Genomic DNA, 24040 nt, shown 5'->3' with positions numbered 1-24040 from the left:
GTGGGAAAGGTGGGGCGATGCGGGTACTGGTGCTGGGCGGTACGACGGAGGCGCGGCAGCTGGCGGGGCTGCTGGCGGGTGACGCCCGTTTCCAGGCCACCCTGTCGCTGGCCGGCCGCACCCGCGACCCGGCGCCCCAGGCCCTGCCCACCCGCGTCGGCGGCTTCGGCGGTGCGCAGGGCTTGGCGGATTACCTGAGGGCAGAAAGCGTCCAAGCGGTGATCGACGCGACCCATCCCTTCGCCGACCAGATCAGTGCCAATGCCGAGGCGGCCTGTGCCGCCGCCGGTGTGCCCTTGGCTGTGCTGACGCGCCGGCCGTGGACGGCCAGGGAGGGCGATGACTGGCGCCTGGTGAGGACCACGGATGCCGCGGCCGAGGTGCTGACCGATCTGCCCGATACCGTTTTCCTGACCGTTGGCCGCCAGGAACTGGGGCCCTTCCTGGACCTGGACCGGCGGTTCCTGGTGCGCGCGGTCGACCCGCCGGATGTCCTGCCGGCTGGCGCCGTCCTGGTCCTGGACCGTGGGCCTTACACGCTGGACAGTGAAATAGCCCTCATGCGCGCCCACGGCGTCGGTACCCTGGTGACGAAGAACAGTGGCGGCGATGCCACGGCGGCCAAGCTGGACGCCGCACGGGCCTTGGGGCTGCCCGTGGTCATGGTCGACCGGCCGCCGGCGGGAACGGCATCCCGCCTCTACGCCGCGTCCGACGCTATGGCCTGGCTGGCGGCTCACCTGTCCCCCACCGCCGTATAACTGCGTGGCGTATAGACCCAGACATCGCCGTCCCCGCCCTTGGGCAGCAGCCGGGTCTGGCTGGACCCGATCAGCACCAGGGTGCGCATGTCGGCCGTGGCGGGGTCGCAGTCGGCCAGGGTGGTGATGGTCACGTCCTCGTCATGCCGGCCCACGGCGCGGGCCAACACCACCGGCGTGGCCGGGGCCTTGAGCGTGCGCAGGGTGTCCAGGGCGGCCCCCAACTGCCAGGGCCGCGCCTTGGAGATGGGGTTGTACAGGGCGATGACGAAGTCCCCCTCCGCCGCCAGGCGCAGGCGCTTCAACACCAGATCCCACGGCTTCAGGTTGTCCGACAGGGACAGAACGCAAAAATCATGGCCCAGGGGGGCGCCTACCCGCGCGGCGGCGGCCAGCATGGCGGAAACACCGGGGCACACCCTCACCGGCACCTCGGCCCAGGCGGGGTCGCCGCCGGACTCCAGCGCCTCGAACAGGGCGGATGCCATGGCGAAGACGCCGGGGTCGCCGCCCGACACCAGGGCCACCCGGCGGCCCGACACCGCCAGGTCCAGCGCCAGGCGCGCCCGCGACAGTTCCACCCGGTTGTCGGAGCCGTGGCGGCGGTGAAAGGCGCTGTGGGGGATGCGGTCTAGATAGGGGCCATACCCCACCAGGTCGGTGGAATGCGCCACCACGTCCGCCACCTCCGGCGTCAGCCACCGGTCGGGGCCGGGGCCCAGGCCGATGACGGTCAGGCTGCCCATGGGGGTACCGGTCATTCCGCCCCTCCCTGGGCCGCCACCCCAGACGTCGCCGCCTGGGGTGCCGTCAGCATGTCGCCGCGCTTGCCCTGGCCGGGGATCAGGATCATGGCGAAGTAGGGGGCGACGTCCGGCGCCTGGGCCAGGGGGTGCACCCGCTGGGTCTCGGTCGTGCCACGCTCCACGTACCAGGCGCGGGCGGTCAGGCCCAGGCTCTCGATCACGCGGCGCACCTTGGGCAGGTTGCCGCCCAGCTTCATCACCGCCGCCGCGTCGGCCCGGGACAGGGCCTCGGCCAGCGCCGCCTCGCCCAGTGTGCCGGGGATGACGGACAGCACGTCGTCGCGGATGGTCAGCGGGATGGGCAGTTGCGCGGCGCAGCCCAGCAGCGAGGGCACGCCCGGCACCACCTCCACAGTGAACCGGGGGGCCAGGCGCAAATGCAGATGCATATAGGACCCGTAGAAGAACGGGTCCCCTTCGTTCAGCACCGCCACCGACTGGCCGGCCGCCAGCAGGGTGGCCAGGCGCTCGGCGGACTCGTCGAAAAAGCCCTCGATGGCGGCGGCATAGGCCGGGCTGTCGGGCGGCAGTTCGGTGGTGACGGGATAGACCATGGGCACCTCGTGCTGGGTGCCGTCCAGGTGGCTGGCCGCGATACGCCGCGCCTGGCCAGGCCCGCCACGTTTGGCGAAATAGGCGACCACCGGGCAGGCGCGCAACAGGCGCACCGCCTTCAGGGTCATCAGTTCCGGGTCACCGGGGCCGGTGCCAATGCCGTAAAGCGTGCCAGGGGTGATGGTGGACATGGGCTTTCACTCCCGGTCAGAGGCCAGGGCATTGACCGCCGCTGCCGCCATGGCGCTGCCCCCCCGGCGCCCCGCGACCGCCAGATACGGCAAATTCCAGGGGTTGGTGGCCAGGGCGTCCTTGCTCTCCGCCGCGCCGACGAAACCAACGGGGAAGCCCAGGATGGCGGCAGGACAGGGTGCACCGGCCGCGATCATCTCCAGAAGATAGAACAGGGCCGTGGGCGCGTTACCGATGGCCACCACCGATCCCGCCAGATGCGGGCGCCACAGCTCTAGCGCGGCCGCTGAGCGGGTGGTGGCGAGGTCCTGCGCCAGGGCGGGCACGGCGGGGTCGCTCAGGGTGCAGATCACGGCGTTGTCGGCCGGCAGGCGGGCGCGGGTGACGCCGTGCGCCACCATTTGGGCGTCGCACAGGATGGGCGCGCCGGCGCGCAGGGCGTTCCGGGCGGCAGTGCCGACATCGGGTGAGAACAACAGATGCTCGGCCGTCTCGACCAAGCCTGCCGCGTGGATGATGCGTACGGCCACGGCCCGCAAATCCTCCGGCAGGTGATCCAGCTTGGCTTCTTCCCGGATGATGGCGAAGGACCGGGCATAGATGGCGGCACCGTCGCGGATGTAGTCGTACCGTGCCGGAACCGGGGAAAGGGGCGCGCCGGGGCTAGGGGACTCAGGATTGGGCAACGGCGGGCATTCCTTTACGCGGCATGGGCCTCGACCTGGGCGGCCAGTTCGGCCGGTCCGCCCAGGCGGGTGACGAAGGCGGTGGGATCCTCATCCTGCCGCCTGCGGTCGGTATAGACAGCTTCGAGCGCCGCCACCAGCGATGTCGCGCGCGCCGGCGTCACGCCGCGCCATTGCGCCGTCCCGCCGGCGGCGGCCAGCAGGCCGATATCATAAACCGGGTTGCCCGCCTGACTGTCCCGCGCCGTCAGGGTGACCAGCGCCGGCGCCGGGTGGGCGCAGCCTTTGGTGCAGGCTGAAACATGGATATGCCCGCGCGCCAGCAGCCGGGGCGCCACCTGGGCCAGGGCCAGCGCGTCCCGCCGCGCGTCCGTCAGCCCCGAATCACAGGCGCCGCGGCCGCTGCAGGCCGACAGGGCCAGGCGGGGATCATCGGGCGCCAGGATGAAGCCCAGCGGCTGGAAGATATCCACCGGGTCGCCGCTGAAATTCCCTTCCAGCAGCAGGGCACGCCAGGGCGTCAGGCGCAGGACTGGTGTCATATGGGCGATCTGCGCCAGCCGTTGAACGCTCAGCCCGCCGAAGGGGAAGGCGAGCCCCACCCAACCCGCCTGAGCGCCCAGCACCTGGTTCAGGTGCAGACTCGGCAGAGAGGCGTCTACCGACAGCGGTGCCAGGGACAGGTGCGCGGCCAAGCCGGCCGCCCCCTCCGCCGCCACCAGGGCGGCCAAGCGCCGGTAGCGGCTGGCGGAGAGGCGAAGGTAGGCGCGGGACAAGGCGAGCGCTGTGTCCACCACCACATCGGCGGCGCAGACGCCCAGGGGTGTTGCGCTCGCCTGGTCACCCCCCACCGCCACCCGGAACAGGGCGGTGTCGGGCAGGGCGTCGAAACGGATGTCGCCCACGGCATCGGCCAGGGGTGCTTGACCGCCACCGTTCAGGACAAAGCTGAACTTGGCGGGAAGGGCGGTCCACAGATCGGGGCTGTTACTCAGGGCCGTGTCCAGCGCCACGGCCAGAGGGCGCACCGGCGCGCAGGCCGGGTCCAGGCCACAGGTGGGGCTGCACAGCACATTGCGCACCCGCTCCGCCGTCGGATCGCCGTTGACCAGGCCCAACGCGCGCAAGGCGTCGGTCAGGGGGGACAGCGTTTCGGGGCGGACGCCGCGCAGTTGCAGGTTGGCGCGCTGGCTCAAGTCCACCAGGCCGTTGCCGTGGCGCTCGGCCAAATCGCAGATCGCGGCCGTCATGGGTCCGGTTAGCCTGCCGCCTGGGATGCGCAGGCGCACCAGCAGACCGTCGGCAACCTCCATAGGCACCAGAGCCCCTGGGCAGGCGCCGCGCACCCGCGGCGGGTTGATGATGGCGGGCGTCATGCCAATTCCTTGCGCAGCCGGGCCAGATCTTCGGGCGTCGAGTTGCGCCGGGGATGCCATAAATTCCGGCGCAAGGCTTCCTCGAACCGGTCCAGGATCTGGCGGGCGGCGTCCGGGTTGCTGTCGGCCAGGAAGGCCCAGGTTTCCTCATCCGCCACATAGGCGTCGAACAGGCTGTCGACCTGGTACGACCGCACGGCGCCCGCCAGGGCGGCCAGGGCCACGGCGCCATCTACCGTGCGCGCCAGGTTGGCGGCGCCACTGTGGCCGTGACGGCGTTGTCCGTCGATCCAGCGTGGGTTGGCGGCGCGGCCGCGCACCACCCGGGCCGCCTCCTCCGCCAGGGTGCGGGGCGTGATGCGCTCCGGCTCCGTGCTGTCGACGTGATAGAGGATCGGTGCGCCGCCCAGCAGGCCGGCGGCGGCGGCGAAGCCGCCCTCGAACTGGGTCATACCGTCATTGTCCAGCACGTCGGTCTCCCGCTGGTCCTGGATATGGACCAGGGCGTCGGCCAGGCCCACGCGGCGGCGGAACAGGGAGGGCAGGGGCACGCCGTCGAGGCCCAGGCCATAGGCATGACAGCCGGTATCGAGATAGGCGGTGCCCAGCTCATCGCGCGCCTGCCAATCGCCAGTGGCCAGCGGTTGCGCCAGACCGGTGCCATAGCCGCCGGGGGCGGCGCCATAGATGCGGGCGGTGGCGTGGCGTTCGGCGGTGGCGGCGTCCAGGCCGCTGGCCAGCAGGGCGCCGTGGTCCGCCCGCACCGCTGCGGCCAGGGGGTTCACCGCGTCCGGCTCATCCAGCCCCGCCACCTTGCGCGCCGCCTGGTCGAACAGCGCCAGCTGCGCCGGGAACATGTCGCGGAACAGGCCGGAAATGCGCAAGGTCACGTCCACCCGTGGCCGGCCCAGGACTGTGGCCGGCAGCACCTCGATTCCCGTCACCCGGCCGCTGCCGGCCTCCCACAGGGGGCGCACGCCCATCAGGGCCAGTGCCTGGGCCAGCTCCTCCCCGCCGGTGCGCAGGGTGGGGCTGCCCCAGCAATCCACCACCAATTGGCGGGGCCAATCGCCCTGGTCCTGCAGGTGGCGGGTCAGTACGGCATCCGCCCCCTTCCAGCCCAGGGCCCAGGCGGTGGGTGTGGGCACGGCGCGGGGATCGACGGCGTACAGGTTGCGGCCGGTGGGCAGCACGTCGGCCCGCCCGCGTGCCGGTGATCCGCCGGGGCCGGGGGCGACAAAGCGGCCGTCCAACCCCGCCAGCAGGGCCGTCATTTCCGCCGGACCGCTGACAGCCAGGGCGGGCGTTACCTCGGCATGCAGGGCGGACAGGCCCAAGTGGGTCTTAGGCCATTCCGTATCCGGAATGATCTTGCCGGTCACCAGATCCCGCACCAAACCATCCAGGGCGGCCCGCACGCGGCCGGCGGTGGGAAGCGCCCCGGTGCGCGCCGCCAACACAGGGGGCAGGGGATGGGGCCAGGGGGCTGCGGCTTCCCCGCCGAACAAATCCTCCAAGGTGCCGGCCAAGCCCAGGTCGCGGGCCAGCGTCTCGGTCAGCGCCGGCTGGCCCCGGCGGGGGAAACGGGCAATGGCAGCCAGGAAGCTGGCCTGGGCATCGTCGTCCGGTGCGGTCCCGAAGATATGCAGGCCGTCACGGATCTGCATTTCCTTGATATCGCAGAGATGGGCGTCCAGCCGGGCCAAGGCGTCGTCGGGCAGGTCGCCCGTGGTGGGGTCCTGGGCCAAGTTCAGGTCGCGGGCGACGCCGGCTTGCCACGCCAGATCCCGGATGCGGGTCCGCAGCGTGGGGAGGCGGCGCGGATCCAGGCTTTGCGCCTGGGCATATTCGTCCAGCGCCTGCTCCAACTCCGCCAGGTCGCCATAGAGTCCCGCCGGCACCGGCGGCGGCGGCAGGTGACCTACCAGCACGGCGCCCAGGCGACGGCGGGCCTGCACGCCCTCCCCCGGGTTGGTGGCGATATAGGGATAGAGGATGGGCAGGGGGCCGGCCAGCCGCTCCGGCCAGCAGTCGGCGGACAAGGCCACGGCCTTACCCGGCAGCCACTCCAGCGTGCCATGGGCCCCCACCTGGACCAGGGCATGCACGTCCGCGACATGACGCAACCACAGGTGAAAGGCGGCGTAGCCATGGCTGGGCGGGGTGTCGGGGTCGTGATGGGCGGCGCTGTCGATAGCACCATGGCCCCGGCTGGGCTGCACCGCCACCAGCAGGTTGCCACACCGCAGGACGCGGAAGCGCAAGGCGCCATCGTGTGCCAGCGGGTCGGCTGCGGGCGGGCCCCAGCGGTCAGTGATGGCGGCCAGCGCCGCTGCATCCATCAGCCGGGCATAGTCCGCCAGGCTCAAACCCGACGCCTGGGTGTCCACCGGCCGCTGCAGGCTCGCCATCAGGGCGGCGCCATCGGTGGGCATATCGCGCACCCCATAACCGGCATCGGCCAGGGCCGCCAGCATGGCCAGGGTGCTGGCCGGCGTGTCCAGCCCCAGGGCTAGGCCGATGCCGCCGCGTGCGGGATAGTCGGACAGCACCAGGGCCACGCGGCGCCCAGCCGGCGGGGTGGTCGCCAGGCGGGCCCAGGCGGCCGCCTTGTCGGCCAGCGCCTCCACCCGGTCGGCGCGGGGGCGGCTGACCATGGGGGCGTATTCCAGCGCGGGGTCCCAGTCCGCCGCCGCCTTGAAGGCGATGGCTGGGCCGGCCAGGCGCCCGTCCATCTCCGGCAGCACCACGTTCATGGCCAGGTCGGCGGGGCCCAGTCCGGCACGGGCCTTTTCCCACAGCGTCTCCGATCCCGTCGACAGGGTGACCTGCACCACCGGCACGCCGGCCGCATCCAGGGGGGAGGCGTCGTCGGGGCCCTGTTCTGGCGTGGTGGCGCGGGCGGAAAAGACGGTGGCGTTCAGCACCACGGCAGGCCGCAGCGCCGCGAGTTCGGCCGCCAGCCAGCGGGCGGCGTCCGCTTCCTTCAGGCTGGCCGCGTAATAGAGGTGGGGCGCCAGGCCGCGCCGGGTAAGCGCGTCGGCCACGGCATGCAGGGCCGCGAGATTGCCGGCCTGTAGGTAGGATCGATAAAAAACCAGGGCGACGCTTGGCTGCTGCGTGGGCGGTCCCTCGCGGGAGGCCTTCGGAGTCCATCCTTGATACCGGCCGAACCGGGGCAGGGGCTCGGGCTCCCCCGTCACCAGGTCGGCCGGTGCTGACCCTGCCACCAGATGGGCAGCCAGGGCCAGCAGGCGGGCCATGTTCCGTGGCCCGCCTTCGACGAAGCAGCGCCACAGCCGGCGGGCGGTGTCCACGTCCACGGTGCAGGCGGCGTCCAGGCCGGGATCGGCCTTGGCCTCGCCGGGCAGGACGGCCAGGGGAATGCCTTGGGCGCGGCATGTCTCCGCCACCTGCTCCAGACCATAGCGCCAATAGGCGGCACCGCCGTTCAGGCGCAGGATGACTAAGCGCGCCCGCGATACCACGCTCTCGACATACAGGTCGACGGACAGCGGATGCCCCAGGCGTGACAGGTTGGCCAGGCGCAGGGTGGGCCGCCAAGGAACACCACCCAAGCCATGGTAGGCGGCCGCCATCGCCGACAGGTCACTGTCGGAAAAGGACAGCAGCACGCAGTCCGCCGGCGTCTGCCCCAAATCTTCCGCCTGGGGGGATGCCAGCAGATCCTCGGCCTGGGTGGGCAGCAGGTGCATGGGAAGGGCGGGACCCTGTGTGACGACTCTAAGAGTCGAAAAGCGAGCGTTATGCCGCTCTAACCTCTATACGCCGTCCATTCAACAGGCGGATTGGGTCAAGAGGTGGATTGGACCAGGGCACAGCTTTGCGTCCATGCCCAACCGCGTCGCCCATCAGCCCATCAGTTGGCCAGCGCCGCCTCGATGGCCGTCCTGTCCAGGCCGGTTTCGCCGATCACCACCAACCGGCTGTGCCGTGCCTCGTCCGGCGCCCACAGCCGGTCATAGCTGGTCTGGATGCGGGTACCCACGCCCTGGACCAGCAGGCGCATGGGCTTGCCCGGCACGTTGACGAAACCCTTGAGACGCAGGATGCCGAAGCGCCGGGCGACCTCGCCCAGCCGACGAACTAGGGCCTCCGGATCGGCCTGCGCGGGGAGGTCGGCGACGAAGCTGGTGAAGTCGTCGTGGTCGTGGTCTTCCTCATCATCATGGTGGCTGATTCGGGCGTCCAGGTCGGCCTCGGCCGCGGCCGACAGGCCCAGCAGCACATTGGGGTCGATATCGCCATGGGCCACGCGCACCAGGGGCGGGGCGCCGGGCCGCAAGGCTTTCACTGTATCTGCCACGGCGGCCTGGCCCACCTCATCCACCAGGTCGGTCTTGCTGACCAGGATCAGGTCGGCGCACAGCACCTGGTCCTCGAACACCTCCTGCACCGGGGTCTCGTGTTCCACCGTGGCGTCGCCGGCCTCCATGGCCGCCTTCTGCCGGGCCAGGGCCACGGCATCGGGCGCGAAGCGGCCCTCCGCCACGGCATCGGCCGCCACCACCGCCACCACGCCGTCCACCGTGACGCGCGAGCGCACGGCGGGCCAGGTGAAGGCGCGCACCAGCGGCTTGGGCAGGGCCAGGCCGCTGGTCTCAATCAGGATGTGGTCCGGCGGGTCATTCCGGTTCAGCAATGACTCAAGCGCCGGCACGAAATCGTCCGCCACGGTGCAGCACAGGCAGCCGTTGGCCAATTCGATCACCCGATCCTCCGGGCAGGCCGCGTCGCCGCAGCCTTTGAGCACCGCACCATCCACCCCGACATCGCCGAACTCGTTGATGATCAACGCCAGCTTGCGGCCGCCCGGGTTTCGCAGCAGGCCGCGGATCAGCGTGGTTTTGCCGGCGCCGAGGAAGCCGGTGATGACGGTGGCGGGGATTTTGGCGGTGGGGGGCATGGGAAGGTACTCTCATAGAGACAACGGAGCGTGTGCGTTGATCGCCATTGGCGTGGATACGCCCAATGGGCGCGGGGCCAACCGGGGCGGACCAAGACGGAAGAAGAGATTTTGTGCGATGGAGAGTCGGGGAACAGATGGCGAGAAGACAGAACGCTGACGAACAGGCCATGGCGATATTCCCGCTTCCGGCATCCCCGGCGGATCGGATGTGAATCTTCGCGATGGCAGGTCTCCTGGCTTGCTGTTTTGGCTCTGACAGCCTCCCCGGCCGGAGCCCCGGGGCCCCAAAGCGAGTGGCGTTCACCAACAGTCCTGATAAATGATCGTCGGCGGAGCCAATGCTCACCGCGCACGGTCGCGGGGGAGGCTCCGGCCTTGAATCGGCTTCACTATTATACCGGGTCGCGGCAGGCAGTCGAGGCACGGTTGCGCCGCCGATGGTGTGCCGAGTGGGGCTGGGGATCAATTGTTTTCGTCAACAGGGCTGTTGCCGCCAGGGACATGACGTGCCCGCTGTTGATGCGCTGGTACGAGGGGCGATTCCTAGAAACTCGTCCCTAATTTCGTGACAAATCCGCCTAAAATTGCTATAAGCCGCCAATCCGCGACTTGGGTTAATACCCCAACAGCCCTAATTTGATAGCTGGTGACATTTTATACAAAAGAATCCGAAGTGCGAGCAGCTTATTCTGTCAATTATCACCCCACTGGCCTCATGGAGTCAAAATGCACAAAGTTAATCATAAAGAACCCAAAAAGAATCTTGAAGAAGAGGCCTATGTAAAAGCCGCTCTGTCAATTGATGGACCGAAAATTGAAGTTTTTGGATTTGATGAAGCATTCTATAAATTAACAAACCAGGAGGTTGATTTCGACCTTATTTCGCCCTTGGCGCATTTCTTGAATTCTGGCTGGAGGAACGGGCGGGATCCATCGGCGAGCTTTTCTGTATCTCTTTATCTTGAGCGCAATGGCGACGTAAGAGAATCTGGAATTAACCCCCTAGTTCATTACAATCTTTGGGGTCATCTTGAAAAACGTCCAATCTATCCTTCGCAAATTCAAATAGAAGCAGGGTCTGCATTCAAGTCTCCAGATTTAAGCCGTGATCCAGAATTTCTGGCGGGTGAGAAGGCTGAAGAGGAAGAAGACGTTATCGAGTTCGAGGTGGCGCCAGCTATCCGGGGCGCATTGAAGTCTCATTTCGACAAAAGATTTTACCGAGAAACCTACCCTGATGTGGCAATGAAGGTCCGTGATCTTCTTGGTCATTATATCTGTTATGGCTGGAAAGAGGGAAGAAATCCTTCCCGGCGTTTTTCAACGGATTACTACATCCGCACGAATCCTGACATCAGTAAGGCGGAAATTAATCCCCTCCTCCATTACGTGCTCTATGGTCGTTTCGAAAATCGACGGCCGCTTCCCACTCTACAAGAGCAGTTTTCTCTTGCGTTGGATCCGCATGATGTTAGAGAAACGTTGGCGCTGCCCGTCGCCAATATTGGGCGGCAAGCGGCTTTGCGGGATTCCGAAATAACTGTAGGTATCCATATACATTGTTATTACCGTGATCTTATTAAGCCCCTTCTTACTTGGGCAGCCCGCGTCCCTGCCCGCCGCAGAGTATTTATCTCAGTTCCAAATAAGCAAATGGCGTTTGAAGTGAAGGGCTATGCTAAGGATTTTGGCTTAGAAGTCGAGAGGATTGCTGTAACCCCTAATAGGGGCAGAGATATAGCTCCGATGATTGTTGAATTCAGGTCCGAATTGCAAAGCTGCGATTTGGCGCTTCACATACACACAAAAAAGTCTGTGGAGAAGCTATCTGAAGGCGCTATATGGTTCAAGGAACTTGAGCGGAATTTAGCATTCAATAGAGCCTATTGCAAAAATATACTGAATGTCTTCGAACAAGATGAGAAATGCGGCGCAATAGTGCCTGTCCCTCTTGAAAACGTTAGACCTTTTATGGTTTGGGGGAATAATAGAACGCTCGCCGCTAGCGTATTAGATATTTTTGGCCTGAATAAGTCTATTTTGGAGATGGATCGAATAGAATTTCCGGCTGGCTCAATGTTTTGGTTCCGTCCGCAAGCTTTAAAAGCTATTTTTGACGCAGGCATCACATTTAATGACTTCCCGAAGGAGCCTATTGCGGACGATGGCACCTTAGCTCACGTTATCGAAAGATGTTTTACGTATGTGACCGAGAATGCAGGTTACTCTACCATCCGAGTTAAACCTCTGCCGTATCACTACTGTTGGCCTAGTTTTGTTCCGCGACGGTTGTCTATCATAATTCCAGTGTACAACGCTGAGAAATGGTTATCCAACTGTTTATCGTCAGTCATAATGCAAAATGCTGCGCATGTGCCGACGGAGATTATTGTTGTTGATAACAATAGCACCGACAATTCTATGGCTATATTGCAGAGATTTGCCCGTCTCTATCAAAACGTAAAAGTCCTAGAGCAACAGGTCCAAGGTGCAGGCGCTGCCCGCAACATGGGATTAGAAGTAGCTACTGGCGAATTCGTCATGTTTTTGGACGCTGACGATGTTTTGACTGTTGATGCCGTTAGTCAATTATTTGCGGCTGCGGATGTCCTAGGGGGCGTAGATTGCGTTATGTCTTCACTAGTAATGTTTGATGAATATCAGGCGAGTCAAGCTATTCCATACGGGAATAGTGGCCAGTATTGGATGCTGGATCGCGGCTTGGATCACCTTTCTACGAAGCGATGGGAAACTGTTTTTTCTGATTTTGGCCCATGCGCCAAAATATACAGGAAAGATTTCCTTGTAAGAAACAACATTAAGTTCCCCGAGCAGGGGAATTTCGAAGATAATTCCTTCGTTTATGATGTCTATCTAACCGCAGATAGAATAGGCATTCTGTCACATCTCAGCTATTTGTACAGGAAATATAGAATTGACTCAGGATCTACCCAGTCTACGTCATTGAATATATCCAGCTTACGCGACCAATTTAATGTTATGTCCGGGATTGTCGATAAATATGGGCTTAATGCGCCAAATAAACCAATATATAGAGTCGCTCTGCAGGCTATCGCTAATAAGATTGCATCCGAGATTAAGCGATATGAGTCTAATAAATTCTTGGGCAACGTAATGGATGAATACGCTGGATTTATTTTCTTGTTAGAGAAATCAGGCGTGAAAATATAACAAAACTAAAATATATGGAGATCTTGAAATGAAAGTCGCAGCCTTTACGTCTTTCACAGGCGCTTATATCCCTAATGCGCGGATTTTAGCTAAATCTGTCGCCGCTGTTCACCCGGAATGGGATATGTATGCGTTATTTAATGATAGGACTCCCGACGAAATTCGATGGGAAGATGAACCTTTTACCGGAGTAGTTTTTGCGGATTGGTTGAAAGTTAAGGGCGGGTGGGAGCGCTGGGCCTTTGACTATTCAGTTGTGGAATTCTGCACAGCAACAAAAGGTGTGATGACAGAATTTTTGTTCGATGTTTACGGATACGATCTGGTTGTTTATCTCGATCCAGACGTTTTGGTTACTAGCCGTCTGAATTCTGTAGTGGAAATTTTGCAAAGCGGAGAAGCTTCGGCCGCATTGACACCCCATATAACGGATGCAGAAGAAAGCATTGAAGCCATTGAGTCGCATGAAATTGCCGCACTCAAGCACGGCACGTTTAACCTTGGTTTTTTTGCCTTCTATAATCGACCTCAAGGGAGAACTTTTTTAAGATGGTGGGCTGACCGTCTTTTGTCATATAGCCATATAGATTTTCAATCGGGCTTATTTACCGACCAAAAATGGTGTAATATAGCCCCGTACATATTCGACGGAATATATATTATAAAGGATCGGACTTTTAACGTCGCTACATGGAATATGACTAATCGGAAAGTCCACCAGGATGTTAATGGGACATGGACGGTTAATGGTGAGCCGATGGTATTTTATCATTTTTCGGGATTTGGGCATGATTTTGCTTGGGCGGATAGAGAGTTAAGGTTGTTTGCTGAAGAAGGTACAGATATATTGAAACTTTGGTCCGTTTATAAGAGGCTCTATGAGGATAATAAATTGAGTCATTCTGCGCCCCCGTGGTTTTGGGGGCAAACAATCACAGGAGAGGGCATTTCCGTTGAAATGCGAAGAGCTGCGCGGCATGGAACTAGCCTTAACCCTTTTTCCAAGCTTTAGAAAGCTGAGTCTGCATGTCAAGTGAGTTGATCCTCAAAGAATGTACGGAAGCCTGGGGCGGGGAGCAATTTATATCCGGTCCCCCCCCCGGGATTCGTGAATTCAAGAACGTAATTTATATGCCCAAAAGGCGCGGTGTGCCGGCCTTTGAAACGGACCAGGCCTGGGGTGTTTATGACTGTAATGGCAAGCTTCTGGATGCTTGCTCTTACAGGCGTGGGGTAGACCGTAAGCTAGTTGGCCAATCTGATTGCATCGACCCAGTCAATTTCCAAAATATAAATGAAGCTCCGAAGGACATTTATTTTTACGGCGGCCCGCTTCATTGGCATTTCGGGCATTTTCTTACAAGCACTTTGGCTCGCTTCTGGCCATATAATTACTTGAAGAAAAGCCAGTTGCCAATACTTATTCATTCTTCTTTCGGAACATCTGATTGGTTAAACCAAAATTATGCCGTAGATATTTTTAGCGCTTTGGGAGTTGAATTACAGAACATGGAATGTTTTACATCTCCAACACTGATTAGGCGATTAGTGGTGCCATTGCCAGCATTTGAGGAGCAATCTTATGTTCATTCGGTTATGGGAGAACTATACGGCGAAATCAGAAAAACGGTTTTGCGGAGCAACGCATTAGAGATTAGTTCTTCTCCGTTGTATTTGTCTAAGCATAAACTCACTAGCGGGGTGAGTTTTATAGAAAACGAATTCGAAATGGTAAATTGGTTTGAGTCAAATGGCGTACAGGTTGTTTGTCCTGAACAAATGGGTTTCGCTGAGCAGTTGGCTTTATACCAGTCCGAACGTGTTGTTATCGGTTCTATTGGTTCTGCCCTGCACACAACGGCCTTATCGGGAAAAAAGCTAAGAGTTATTGGCTATGGATGGCTCAATGCAATTAATAGCAATTTCCTGCTTCTTGACAAGGTGTCTTGTAATTCCGTATCCTACTTTTTTCCTGAAGGTAGAATTTATAAGGTCAGCGGCTCCCATAGTTTTTCCCTGACCTTAAGGCTTGCTGAGCCCCATCGAATTGCGCAGGCTCTTTTGGCTGCCGCATCTAGGTAAGATCTAACCCCTGGAGAGACAATGAACAGCGGTGCATCCCTCGATGAAATTGGTCTAAAATACGCTACTGACAAGGCGTCAAATTTCCACGATTTTTTGAATCTTTATGAGAGGGTGCTTGCGACTCGTCGTTTAGAGCCCGTCAATATAATTGAAATAGGTGTTTATGACGGGGCATCTGTAAAGATGTGGCGAGAATATTTCCCGAACGGACGCGTTGTTGGAGTTGATATTAACCCAGCCGCCGCCACATTTGCAGATGATGGTATACAAATAGAGATATCTGATCAATCAAATATGGAGTGCTTGTTATCGATATGTCGCAAATACGGCCCTTTTGACCTAATTATTGACGACGGATCCCACATTTGGGATCACCAGATTCTTACCTTACAGCAATTATTCCCTTGGCTCAATTTAGGTGGTATCTATATTCTTGAGGATATTGATACAAGCTATGGTGCTTACGAAGCAGATTATCGAGGTTTAAGCGATATATCCGCTGCTCAATATTTGAAAAATATTTGCGACTATATGGTGGGTGATAGGGTTCTTAATCTCAAGGGGAGCAAGGATCCTTTTATTAGGGCTTACGCCAGTCGTATTGAATACATCACTTTTGCTCGAAGGACCTCTATTATTAAGAGGCGATAAGGAAGTCGTACGCACTATGTTATCTAACGAACATCAGATGCTTTTTATTGGGGGTAGCGGCCGGAGCGGGACTAGTTTATTGGCCACTTGTTTGCTTGAAAATAGGGAGATTTTGGGGTTTCCCAATTTGGAGCTGAAATTTATTACCTCTAAATCTGGTCTTATCGAAATTTATAGAGTAATAACAGCATGTTATGCCCCGGATAGAGCGAACGGTTTTTTGGAGGATTTCGAAGCTTTATATAAAGCTATTTGTTTCACTGATGCATATGGCCAAATTCCACTAAATCGATATGTGGGGCATGCCCATTTAATGGATGGTTTAAATCTATTCAAAAATAAAATGCAGCATCACGGACAGGTTGCCCCTATGGCCTGTTCGGAAGTTGCTGTTGCCTGCCGTGAACTTATTAATCATATTTATAAGTATGCGGATTTGCCAGAAAAGAAAGGTGACCTTCAATTCTATTGCCTTGAGAAAACTCCGCATTGCTTGCTCCATGTTCGTTTTCTTTCTGAAGTATTTCCGGGTTCGAAGTTTATTCATGTCATGCGTGATCCGCGCGCTGTAGTTTGCTCACTTTCACGTATGCCTTGGGCTCCCCGTACTCTAGATGCTAGAATCAATTGGGTAAAGAATTATGTAAAAGCGTATCAGACTGAGCGAGCGGCTTTTACTCGGGCGGGTGGGGAAATTCTGCAGCTTAAGCATGAGAAGATAGTGAAGAGATCGAAGCTGTATTCTCGGAAAATTCTAGAATTCCTTAAAATTGAGAGCGATTTAGACTTTATTTCTATGAACGCAGATTTGGGTCGGCTGTCAGCGTGGTATGATGGCATCTCGTCTGATGAGCGAAAGTACCTTGATGACAATCTTCGGCATGAGTGTAAGTATTTCTCATATGATACTTAGAGGATATTGTGCGGATTTCGGAGCGAAGCAGTAGCAGGAAGCGGCAATTTTGCCGATTGAATGATTCTGTGCCATGGTAAGCTTAATGTTACGTCAGTAATGTGGCAAGTACCCTCTCCAGGCGCTCGGCTTCAATTAGAAAATCATTACGCCCGATAGAGTTGTTGGTGACGCTCCTGCCGAAGACTTCGGCGTATGCCATCCCCATTTGTCCGGCTATATCCCAGAAGAATGGATCAACGAAGTCGCCAGGGGATAGGCAGATCGCGGTGGCTTCAGGGGCGCAGAAGAGGAGGTTGGTCAACGCCGCCCCTTTGACCCCCATGACGACTTCGGCGGAACTGAACAGGCGGGCCTGATCGGCCAGGGACATGCCGTTGGTGAAGACCGTTTTAAAGCCATGTTGGTCCAACAGCCCGCTCAGTTCGGCTTCGTTGGCGAGTCTGCGTGTATCGGCATCCGCTCGCGACAGGTACAGTCGCTGGCCTTGGACCGCCTGTGTGCCCTCTTCTACGAAGGCGGCCTTCAGCTTCGCCATCGCTGGCGGCCATTTGACCATGGGGGGGCGGTGCAGGGGCGTGACATAGAGCAGATTGGCGAACCGCCAGGTGGCCGTGTCCGGCATTTCAATGACGCGGGCGCCTGGGCAGATTTTATCGGTCGTTTCCCGGACGATATTCCGCTGAAGCGGGCTCTCGTTGGCGCCGATGACGACGGTTAAGGGGGTGGTGATAATCTGTTCCGCAAAGTGGGCCAGGATAGTCGCGCCATCAACCAGCCAATGGCCGTAATTCCGATACCAAGGCCGCTTCACCAGAATACAAGCTTCTTCTATTATGGTGTCGGGTTGGATTGCGAAAGTGAATCCTTGTCCAGTCTGCTCACGCCGAAAGCCATCCGGCACCTGATTGTGCGCCAGGTATTCAAGCGCGCTTTCTTGAACCAGCAGGCCATTGCGCGTCACTACGGTTCCTTGGCCGGAGACATAAGCATCGGCCAATACCGTGGCGTTTATCTCTGAATAAAATTGCTCCGATATGGACGCGTTATATTTAAAGTTTTCCACCAACTGCGGGATGATGTGAAAGGTGTCCATCAGCGCCATGGGCCGGCGTGAATAACTGCCCCTCGGCGCCAACTGACTGACCTGCTTGATCCCTGCTGCGTCACGATAAGCCTGGTCGGAGCCGTTAATCATGGCCTCGAGACCGCCGACGGAGAGTGAGTCGGGAACGCCGGACACGTCAGAACCAGGATCAACCATCAAATGCCTCAAAATCATCTTCGGAAGAGCGGATGCCCGAAGAACCACCCGATGTCACCGCTTATCCACGGTCCCAGCGTTAACATTGTTATGGCTTTTGCCGCGATCCGACACAACCGGCGAGTTTTGTGCCGGATTCATCATCCGTTTCCCGGCACAACGGCCAAGCTTGCCTGAATCGCCCGAAGGCGGTCAGCGGACAGGGGGTGCATGTAAACCAGTATGGCCGCCATCCCGTGCAGGGCGGCGGGTATCCATACGGCGGCGGCGGCGAGCGTCAGGAGGGCGGGAGCGCCTTGCTGTGTGGCTTGGGCGTGTGCGTCGAATCCCGCCATGCTGAGCGCCGTCAGCGCCAGCGCCGGGCCGATAGCCGCGGCCAGCTTGTCGGAGACGGACAGCAGGGCGGCCAGCGTGCCCATTTGGTCGATGCCGGTGATCAGCCGATGCTCGTCCCCCACGTCGGCCATCATCGAGCGCACCAGCACCGGGTCGGCGGACAGGAGGGTGCCGAAAACCCCCAGGATGGCGAGGCCGGCCGTTAGGCCGGACCAGGGGAACAGATGTACGACCAGGCACATCAGGACCATCCCGGAGAAGCCCAGCGTCATGGCCCGGTGCTTCTCCACCCGGTTGCCCAACCAGCCCCACAGAGGCGCGCCGGCCATGGCGCCCGCCTTCACCGCGAACAGCAGGGCCGCCGCCTGCATACGGTCGAGGTCGTGGAAGGTGGCGTAGTAAAAGAAGAAAACGCCCCCGGCGGCATAGACGGCGGTGCTGGACAGGAAGTCGGCGGCCAGCAGGCGCGCGGTGGCGCCTTGCCCGAGCAAGCGCCCATAGTCGCGCCACCGTGGCATGGGCCGTTGGCCCCCGTTGCGTTCCGGCACCAGCAGCAGGGCGGCAGCCACGCCCAGGGGAAAGCTGATGAGCACAAACCACCCCATGGCGGGCAGCGTCGCCTGTGGCGCCGTGCGCAAGGGGGGAAGCAAGGGCAGGGCGGTGACCGCGAGGCCACCGACCAGGAACAGCACCTGGCACCAGGCGAAGATGGCATTGCGCCCGCCATAGTCGCGGGACAACGTGCCGCCCCACCCCAGATGGGCAACGAAACATAATGACCACGCGGCGTAGGTGCCGGCAAGGCACACCGCCAGATAGGAAAAGCTGGCACCCGCTGGCGGCATGAACAGGCCATGGACCGACAGCATGAGCAAGGGCGTACCCACAGCCAACCACAGCCTGAATCGGCCATGCCGCGACCGGGTGCGGTCAATCAAAATCCCAGCCAACGGGTCGATGGCGATGTCGGCCAGGCGGGCCACCAGGAAGGCCATACCCACCAGGCCCAGGGGCAGGCCCACCACCGTCGCGTAATAGTCGGGCAGATATATCAGCAGCGGCAGGCCCAGGGCGGCCAAACCGGCAGCCGGCGCGGCATAGGCCGCCTTGATCAAAACACCCATACGGACCCTGCGCTCCCAAGCCACCCAATCCCATGAGCGCCGATAGTTCCCGCATCGACGATGGCGGCGCGATCCTGCCACCCTCGCCGTTTGAAATCCACGCCTGTGCCGCCGGGGCAGGGAGCGGCCCGAGGGTCCTCAGGCGCTCAGCGCTTCACGCTCGCACGTCGTGGGCAGCTGGGAGGCGGGAGGGGTCAAAGTCAACTGGTTGTGCCTCAGCGCGAAGGCCAGGGCCCGCGCGGTCATGGCCAGCGCGGCCCGGTCCTCCTCGGCGGCCAGCCAGCGCAGTTGAGCATCGAACTGCGCGTCCTTGCCGTTTTGCGCTGCCGCGACCAGCAGCAGAACCTGGCGTTCGTCCGCGGTGAGGCTGGGGCAGCCGGGGTGGCCGATGGACAACTCCCGCCGGCAGGTATGGATCAAGGCAAGCAGGAAGGTGTGCAAGGTGGCCAGCACCTCACGTCCATCCTCGCCACAGGTATCGGCGAACTCCCGCCCCACCAAGGGACCATAGTCCTTGCCCTTCACCATGCGGCGCAGGGCCCAGACGAGCAAATGCTCCCCCGGCCCGAATTCCGGCGCCTGGTCCATCGTCCCGCCAATGGCATCCATCAACGACATCATCATGTCCCCCGGCGGCTTCCGCCCCGTCCCGGAGGCAGCCAAGCGCCGTAGATGCAAATCATTCTCAAATCATAGCCCATGTTGAGGCTATTAGCAAAGGCCGGCATCACAGCCGACCGCGGCGATCAGTCCGTCCCCGGACCCCAGCTCCATCCATCCTATACCCATGGACCCCGACTCCGCCATGGCGGCCGCAGAGCTATGCCGGAGGGGCACCAATCCGTCAGGGCCGGCACGCGCGGGATGCCAACGGCCGAGGACGACAACCGCCCGCCGCCGTCCTATTGTGGCGCGGCACCGCACCTGGCTGTCACCGTTGGGATTGAACTGGGGGTTCTTCCGCCGGATGGCAAGGGGCATGACAGAAGGACCCGGCAGAATGGCACCCCGCTTCGATATCGACCTGCTGATGCCCGCCCCCATGATGCCCTTCGTCATGGAGCGGTTGGATCAGGCCTTCCGCGTGTGCAAGCTGTGGCTGGCCGCAGACCGCGAGGCCTTGCTGGCGGGGGTGGCGCCCCGCATCCGCGCCATCGCCGCCGGCGGGTCCGCCGCTGTCACCGCCGACCTCATGGCGCGTCTGCCCCGGCTGGAATGTGTCGCTGGTTTTGGCGTGGGCTATGACGCCATCGATGCCGCGTGGGCGGGTGCCCACGGCATCACGGTCACCAACACCCCCGACGTGCTGACGGAGGAGGTGGCGGACACGGCCTTGGCCCTGATCCTGATGACCGTGCGGCGCCTGCCCCAGGCGGAGCGTTACCTGCGCGCCGGCCGGTGGCTGGAGAAGGCCTTCCCCTTGTCCCCCACGTTGCGGGGGCGCACGGCAGGCATCCTGGGGCTGGGCCGAATCGGCAAGGCCATCGCCCAGCGCCTGGCCGCCTTCGGCGTTGCCGTCCATTATCATGGCCGCCAGCGCCAGGCGGATGTGGCGTTGCCCTATCACGCCACGCCCCTCGATCTGGCGCGGGCGGTCGACGTGCTGGTGGTGGTGACGCCGGGTGGACCGGAAACGCGCGGGCTGGTGAATGGCGCGGTGCTGGAGGCCTTGGGGAGCGATGGCGTCCTCATCAACATCGCCCGCGGCACGGTGGTGGATGAGGATGCGCTGATCGCCGCCTTGCGGGACGGCACCATCCTGGGCGCCGGCTTGGACGTGTTCGCCCAGGAACCAACCGTGCCCCAGGCCCTTCTGGACCTGGATAACGCGGTGCTGCTGCCCCATGTCGGTTCCGCCACCCTCCACACCCGTCAGGCCATGGGCCAACTGGTGGTGGACAACCTGCTGGCCTGGGCCGAGGGACGGCCGGTGCTGACGCCTGTGCCGGAGACGCCGGCGCGTTCCACGCGGGGCGCGGGCTGAGCCGGCTGGAGGCGGACCGCTTGGCTAGCCGGGCGCTACAACCAGCCCCGGCGGCGGAAATACCAGTAGGGCAGAATGGCGGAGACGACCATCAGGCACAGCGCGCCCGGATAGCCGAAGATCAGATCCAACTCCGGCATGTGCTTGAAGTTCATGCCGTAGATCGAGGCGATCAGCGTCGGCGGCAGGAAGATGACGGCCGCGACGCTGAAAATCTTGATGATGGCGTTCTGCTGGATGTTGATCAGGCCCAGGGTCGAATCCAACAGGAACTGCGTCGTCTGGGCCAGGTACAGGTTGTAGTCCAGCAGTGATTGGATGTCGCCGTTCAGGGTATTGAGGATCAGCTTGGTTTCCGGCGCGATGGGCGTGGCCTTCTCCGCCGCCTTGAGGAAGGACACGGTGCGGGCCAGGCTGTGCAGGCTCTCCCGCACGCGGGACGCCAGGTCGCCGCTGCGCCCGATGCGCTTCAGCGCGTTCTGCAAATCGGCGTCGATGATGCTGGGCGACTGTTCCCCCCCCTGGCTGAAGACGGAACGTGACAGGGTGTCTAGCCCGTCCTTCACCTCCTCCAGCACGTCGGCCACCCGGCCGACGATGGCGGTCAGGATGCCCAGCAGGATGGCCTCGGGATCGGTGGGCACGTCGGTACCCTGGGCCACCCGCCCGGCGAAGGTGCGGAAGGGCGTGCTGTCCAGATAGCGCACCGTCACCAGATGGTCCGGCCTCAGGATAAAGGTGGCGTCGGCCAGCGCCGGGCCCAGGGGTGTCTGCCGGGTCAACACCCGCACCGTCATGACCAGCGCGTCGCCGGATTTGTAAACCTGGCTGCTGGTCTCGATCTCCCGCATCTCTTCCCGGGTGGGGATCTCCACACCCAGCGCCGCCTCGACCGCCGCCTCTTCCTCCTTGGTCGGGGCGATCATGTCGATCCAAAGGTCGTCGGCCAGGCAGTCGGCGCCCGCCTCTCGTCGCGTCAGGGCGCCCTTGTCCAGGCGGTATAGGGTGAGCATGCGTGGGATTCTTTCCGAGGTTGACGCCCGCAAGAAGAAAGGGCGCCCGCTGGCAAAGGCAAGCGCCATCGCATGCCCGCCGCTGGTCGCCCCGGATACCGTGGCCAAGTGCCCAAGTTCGCTGGTCCCGCGCCGCGGCGCTAAGACCCTAAGCACAGGTTGCCGCGCAGGGGCGTTACGGCTTCGTCAGCGCCTGGATCTTCCGGCCCAGTTCGTCCAGGTCAAAGGGCTTGGCGATGTAATCCATCCCCGCGCCGACGAAGGCGGAGCGCTGGCTGGCCCCCTCCGCGTAGCCGGTGGCGAACAGAATCTTCAGCCCGGGGCGCAGGCGCCGCGCCTCGGCGGCCAGGTCACGGCCGTTCATGCCAGGCAGACCGACGTCGGTCAGCAGCAGGTCGATGCTGCCAGGGCCCTGAAGATGGGGCAGGGCGTCGGCGGCCGTCTCGGCCTCGATCACGCCGTATCCATGCTCCTCCAGGATGTCGACCACCACCATGCGCACCACCAGCTCATCCTCCACAACCAGCACGGTCCCCCGGCCCCGGTGCGGATTTTCCGCCGACCGCGCACCGGGATTCTCCAGGCCGTCTTTGGCGGTGACGTCGCGGGGCATGTAGAGGCAGATGGTCGTGCCCTCGCCCGGCGTGGACGACAGGGTGACATGGCCGCCGACTTGGCGGGCGAAGCCATAGATCATGGACAGGCCCAGGCCGGTGCCCTGACCGATGGGCTTGGTGGTGAAGAAGGGATCGAACGCCTTCTCCAGTACGTCCGGCGGCATGCCGATGCCCGTATCGGTGACGCAGGTCAGGACATAGTCACCCGGCTGCAGATCGGCGGAGGCGCGCTCGTCGCCTGCGGTGATGGTGACGTTGCTGGTCTGGATGGTCAGGCGGCCGCCCCCCGACATGGCGTCCCGGGCGTTGATGGCCAGGTTCAGCAGGGCGCTTTCGAACTGGTTGGCGTCGGTGATGGCCGGCCACAGATCGGGTGCCAGGGCGATCTCCAGCTCGATGGCCTGGCCCAGCGTGCGCCGCAGCAGGTCGTCCAGCGACCCGACCAGTTGGTTGATGTTCGCGGTCTTAAGGTCCAGCGTCTGGCGCCGGGCGAAGGCCAGCAGGCGGTGGGTCAGGCCCGCCGCACGGTGCGCGGATGACAGGATGCTGTCGACGTAGCGGCTGATGCTGTCGAAACGGCCGTCACGCACCCGCTTCTGGATCAGGTCGGCGGCGCCGACGATGCCGGCCAGCATGTTGTTGAAGTCATGGGCAATGCCGCCGGTCAGTTGGCCGATGGCTTCCATCTTGTGGGATTGGCGCAGCGCCTCTTCCTTGATGCGCAATTCCTCCGTCCGCGCCACCACCTCCGCCTCCAGCGCGTCGCGCGCCAGCTTGGTCTCGGTGATGTCGATGGCGCAGCCGACATAGCCCAGGAAGGTTCCGGCGTCGTCGAAGCGTGGGCTGCTCTCACAGCGCAGCCAGCGCACCTCGCCGGTGGGCTTGCGCACGCGGATATCGTCCAGGAACAGCGCCCGGTCTCGGAACAGCGCATCGCGCGTGGCCCGGAACGCGCGCCAATCCTCCTCATGGATCAGCGCGGCCCATCCTTCCTTTTCTACCCGGGCCGGCGGCACGCCGAACTCCGTCTCGAAGCGGCGGTTGGCGAAGACGATGCGTCCGGTAGTGTCCACCGACCAGATCAGGGCGGGCGCGCTGTCCGCCATCAGGCGGAAGCGGTGCTCGCTTTCCCGCAACGCCTGAGCGGACTGCCGGGCCTGGCGCCTGTCCTCCGCCTCGCGCAGGGCGCGGGTCACCACCATGGGAATGCGGGCCAGATTGCGCTTCGTCACATAGTCGGTGGCGCCGGCGCGCAGGGCCTCGGTCGCGAACTCCTCGCCGATGACGCCCGAGATGAAGATGAAAGGCACCGACGGGTCCCGGGCCCGGGCCAATTCCAGGGCCGCCAGCCCGTTGAAGCCCGGCAGGGAATAATCCGACAGGATGATGTCGAAACTGCCGGAGGCCAGGGCTGCCTCGTACTCCGGACGCACTGCCGCGCGCGCCATGGCAATGGGCTGGTCGATTTTGCGGAACTGGTGGGCGATCAGTTCCGCATCGATGTCGCTGTCTTCCACCAACAGCAGGGACACAGGCTTTTCCGCGGGTTCCGACA

18 protein-coding genes and 1 riboswitch are annotated in these 24040 nt (G+C 62.0%); of the genes, 7 read left to right on the top strand and 11 right to left on the bottom strand.

Features of this window, described 5'->3' with window-relative positions:
• Window positions 1–17 precede the first annotated feature (17 nt).
• Window positions 18–761 (top strand): cobalt-precorrin-6A reductase, encoded by a 744-nt coding sequence (locus tag FBZ90_RS15605; protein WP_145733591.1) that lies wholly within the window; start codon window positions 18–20, stop codon window positions 759–761.
• Here FBZ90_RS15605 and cobJ read toward each other — a convergent pair.
• The 6 genes from cobJ to cobW form a co-directional block, all read right to left on the bottom strand.
• Window positions 737–1522 (bottom strand): precorrin-3B C(17)-methyltransferase, encoded by a 786-nt coding sequence (gene cobJ / locus FBZ90_RS15600; RefSeq protein WP_145733590.1) that lies wholly within the window; start codon window positions 1520–1522, stop codon window positions 737–739. The two genes, FBZ90_RS15605 and cobJ, sit on opposite strands and share 25 nt — an antisense overlap.
• Complete coding sequence (locus FBZ90_RS15595; RefSeq protein ID WP_145733589.1) at window positions 1519–2313, bottom strand: precorrin-2 C(20)-methyltransferase; 795 nt, start codon at window positions 2311–2313, stop codon at window positions 1519–1521. Before FBZ90_RS15595 ends, cobJ begins: the two co-directional genes overlap by 4 nt.
• A gap of 6 nt (window positions 2314–2319) precedes the next feature.
• On the bottom strand, window positions 2320–3000 hold the full coding sequence (locus FBZ90_RS15590) for a precorrin-8X methylmutase (RefSeq protein ID WP_145733588.1): 681 nt from the start codon (window positions 2998–3000) through the stop codon (window positions 2320–2322).
• 14 nt (window positions 3001–3014) lie between these two features.
• On the bottom strand, window positions 3015–4376 hold the full coding sequence (gene cobG, locus FBZ90_RS15585; RefSeq protein ID WP_145733587.1) for a precorrin-3B synthase: 1362 nt from the start codon (window positions 4374–4376) through the stop codon (window positions 3015–3017).
• Window positions 4373–8092, bottom strand: coding sequence for a cobaltochelatase subunit CobN (cobN, locus tag FBZ90_RS15580; RefSeq protein ID WP_145733586.1), 3720 nt, complete (start codon window positions 8090–8092; stop codon window positions 4373–4375). Before cobN ends, cobG begins: the two co-directional genes overlap by 4 nt.
• Window positions 8093–8256: 164 nt before the next feature.
• A complete protein-coding gene (cobW, locus tag FBZ90_RS15575) occupies window positions 8257–9303 on the bottom strand; it encodes a cobalamin biosynthesis protein CobW (protein ID WP_145733585.1) in 1047 nt (348 codons plus the stop codon).
• A 209-nt stretch (window positions 9304–9512) separates the two neighbouring features.
• Window positions 9513–9749, bottom strand: a riboswitch (cobalamin riboswitch).
• 283 nt (window positions 9750–10032) lie between these two features.
• Here cobW and FBZ90_RS15570 point away from each other — a divergent pair.
• The 5 genes from FBZ90_RS15570 to FBZ90_RS15550 are packed head-to-tail and all read left to right on the top strand — an operon-like array spanning window position 10033 to window position 16147.
• Window positions 10033–12498, top strand: coding sequence for a rhamnan synthesis F family protein (locus FBZ90_RS15570; protein ID WP_145733584.1), 2466 nt, complete (start codon window positions 10033–10035; stop codon window positions 12496–12498).
• A 28-nt stretch (window positions 12499–12526) separates the two neighbouring features.
• Window positions 12527–13510, top strand: a complete 984-nt coding sequence (locus FBZ90_RS15565; RefSeq protein WP_145733583.1) for a hypothetical protein — start codon at window positions 12527–12529, stop codon at window positions 13508–13510.
• A gap of 14 nt (window positions 13511–13524) precedes the next feature.
• A complete protein-coding gene (locus FBZ90_RS15560) occupies window positions 13525–14580 on the top strand; it encodes a glycosyltransferase family 61 protein (RefSeq protein WP_145733582.1) in 1056 nt (351 codons plus the stop codon).
• Window positions 14581–14601: 21 nt separating this feature from the next.
• On the top strand, window positions 14602–15234 hold the full coding sequence (locus tag FBZ90_RS15555) for a class I SAM-dependent methyltransferase (RefSeq protein WP_145733581.1): 633 nt from the start codon (window positions 14602–14604) through the stop codon (window positions 15232–15234).
• A 16-nt stretch (window positions 15235–15250) separates the two neighbouring features.
• Window positions 15251–16147, top strand: a complete 897-nt coding sequence (locus FBZ90_RS15550) for a sulfotransferase family protein (protein WP_145733580.1) — start codon at window positions 15251–15253, stop codon at window positions 16145–16147.
• Window positions 16148–16235: 88 nt separating this feature from the next.
• Here the strand turns inward: FBZ90_RS15550 and FBZ90_RS15545 are convergent, their stop codons facing one another.
• The 3 genes from FBZ90_RS15545 to FBZ90_RS15535 form a co-directional block, all read right to left on the bottom strand.
• A complete protein-coding gene (locus tag FBZ90_RS15545; protein WP_186455831.1) occupies window positions 16236–17411 on the bottom strand; it encodes a glycosyltransferase family 61 protein in 1176 nt (391 codons plus the stop codon).
• Window positions 17412–17551: 140 nt separating this feature from the next.
• A complete protein-coding gene (locus FBZ90_RS15540) occupies window positions 17552–18871 on the bottom strand; it encodes an MFS transporter (protein WP_145733578.1) in 1320 nt (439 codons plus the stop codon).
• A 138-nt stretch (window positions 18872–19009) separates the two neighbouring features.
• Window positions 19010–19495 (bottom strand): hypothetical protein, encoded by a 486-nt coding sequence (locus FBZ90_RS15535; RefSeq protein ID WP_145733577.1) that lies wholly within the window; start codon window positions 19493–19495, stop codon window positions 19010–19012.
• Between the two features lie 376 nt (window positions 19496–19871).
• Between FBZ90_RS15535 and FBZ90_RS15530 the strand changes: the two genes are divergently transcribed.
• Window positions 19872–20855 (top strand): 2-hydroxyacid dehydrogenase, encoded by a 984-nt coding sequence (locus tag FBZ90_RS15530; protein ID WP_211102067.1) that lies wholly within the window; start codon window positions 19872–19874, stop codon window positions 20853–20855.
• Between the two features lie 35 nt (window positions 20856–20890).
• Here the strand turns inward: FBZ90_RS15530 and FBZ90_RS15525 are convergent, their stop codons facing one another.
• Entirely contained in the window at window positions 20891–21868 is a 978-nt protein-coding gene (locus FBZ90_RS15525) for a magnesium transporter CorA family protein (protein WP_145733576.1), read from the bottom strand.
• Window positions 21869–22043: 175 nt separating this feature from the next.
• A complete protein-coding gene (locus FBZ90_RS15520; protein ID WP_145733575.1) occupies window positions 22044–24017 on the bottom strand; it encodes a hybrid sensor histidine kinase/response regulator in 1974 nt (657 codons plus the stop codon).
• Window positions 24018–24040 lie beyond the last annotated feature (23 nt).

Source organism: Nitrospirillum pindoramense, assembly GCF_007827955.1.
Classification (GTDB): domain Bacteria; phylum Pseudomonadota; class Alphaproteobacteria; order Azospirillales; family Azospirillaceae; genus Nitrospirillum; species Nitrospirillum amazonense_B.
The sequence above is the reverse complement of the archived record's forward strand: the minus strand, read 5'-3'. Positions and strand labels throughout refer to the sequence as shown.

Coding starts and splice junctions, on each gene's coding strand:
- FBZ90_RS15535 (WP_145733577.1), bottom strand. CDS start 19,495: ATGATGATGTCGTTGATGGATGCCATTGGCGGGACGATGGACCAGGCG.
- FBZ90_RS15565 (WP_145733583.1), top strand. CDS start 12,527: ATGAAAGTCGCAGCCTTTACGTCTTTCACAGGCGCTTATATCCCTAAT.
- FBZ90_RS15545 (WP_186455831.1), bottom strand. CDS start 17,411: ATGGTTGATCCTGGTTCTGACGTGTCCGGCGTTCCCGACTCACTCTCC.
- cobN (WP_145733586.1), bottom strand. CDS start 8,092: ATGCACCTGCTGCCCACCCAGGCCGAGGATCTGCTGGCATCCCCCCAG.
- cobJ (WP_145733590.1), bottom strand. CDS start 1,522: ATGACCGGTACCCCCATGGGCAGCCTGACCGTCATCGGCCTGGGCCCC.
- FBZ90_RS15540 (WP_145733578.1), bottom strand. CDS start 18,871: ATGGGTGTTTTGATCAAGGCGGCCTATGCCGCGCCGGCTGCCGGTTTG.
- FBZ90_RS15605 (WP_145733591.1), top strand. CDS start 18: ATGCGGGTACTGGTGCTGGGCGGTACGACGGAGGCGCGGCAGCTGGCG.
- FBZ90_RS15525 (WP_145733576.1), bottom strand. CDS start 21,868: ATGCTCACCCTATACCGCCTGGACAAGGGCGCCCTGACGCGACGAGAG.
- FBZ90_RS15555 (WP_145733581.1), top strand. CDS start 14,602: ATGAACAGCGGTGCATCCCTCGATGAAATTGGTCTAAAATACGCTACT.
- cobW (WP_145733585.1), bottom strand. CDS start 9,303: ATGCCCCCCACCGCCAAAATCCCCGCCACCGTCATCACCGGCTTCCTC.
- FBZ90_RS15530 (WP_211102067.1), top strand. CDS start 19,872: ATGGCACCCCGCTTCGATATCGACCTGCTGATGCCCGCCCCCATGATG.
- cobG (WP_145733587.1), bottom strand. CDS start 4,376: ATGACGCCCGCCATCATCAACCCGCCGCGGGTGCGCGGCGCCTGCCCA.
- FBZ90_RS15595 (WP_145733589.1), bottom strand. CDS start 2,313: ATGTCCACCATCACCCCTGGCACGCTTTACGGCATTGGCACCGGCCCC.
- FBZ90_RS15570 (WP_145733584.1), top strand. CDS start 10,033: ATGCACAAAGTTAATCATAAAGAACCCAAAAAGAATCTTGAAGAAGAG.
- FBZ90_RS15560 (WP_145733582.1), top strand. CDS start 13,525: ATGTCAAGTGAGTTGATCCTCAAAGAATGTACGGAAGCCTGGGGCGGG.
- FBZ90_RS15550 (WP_145733580.1), top strand. CDS start 15,251: ATGTTATCTAACGAACATCAGATGCTTTTTATTGGGGGTAGCGGCCGG.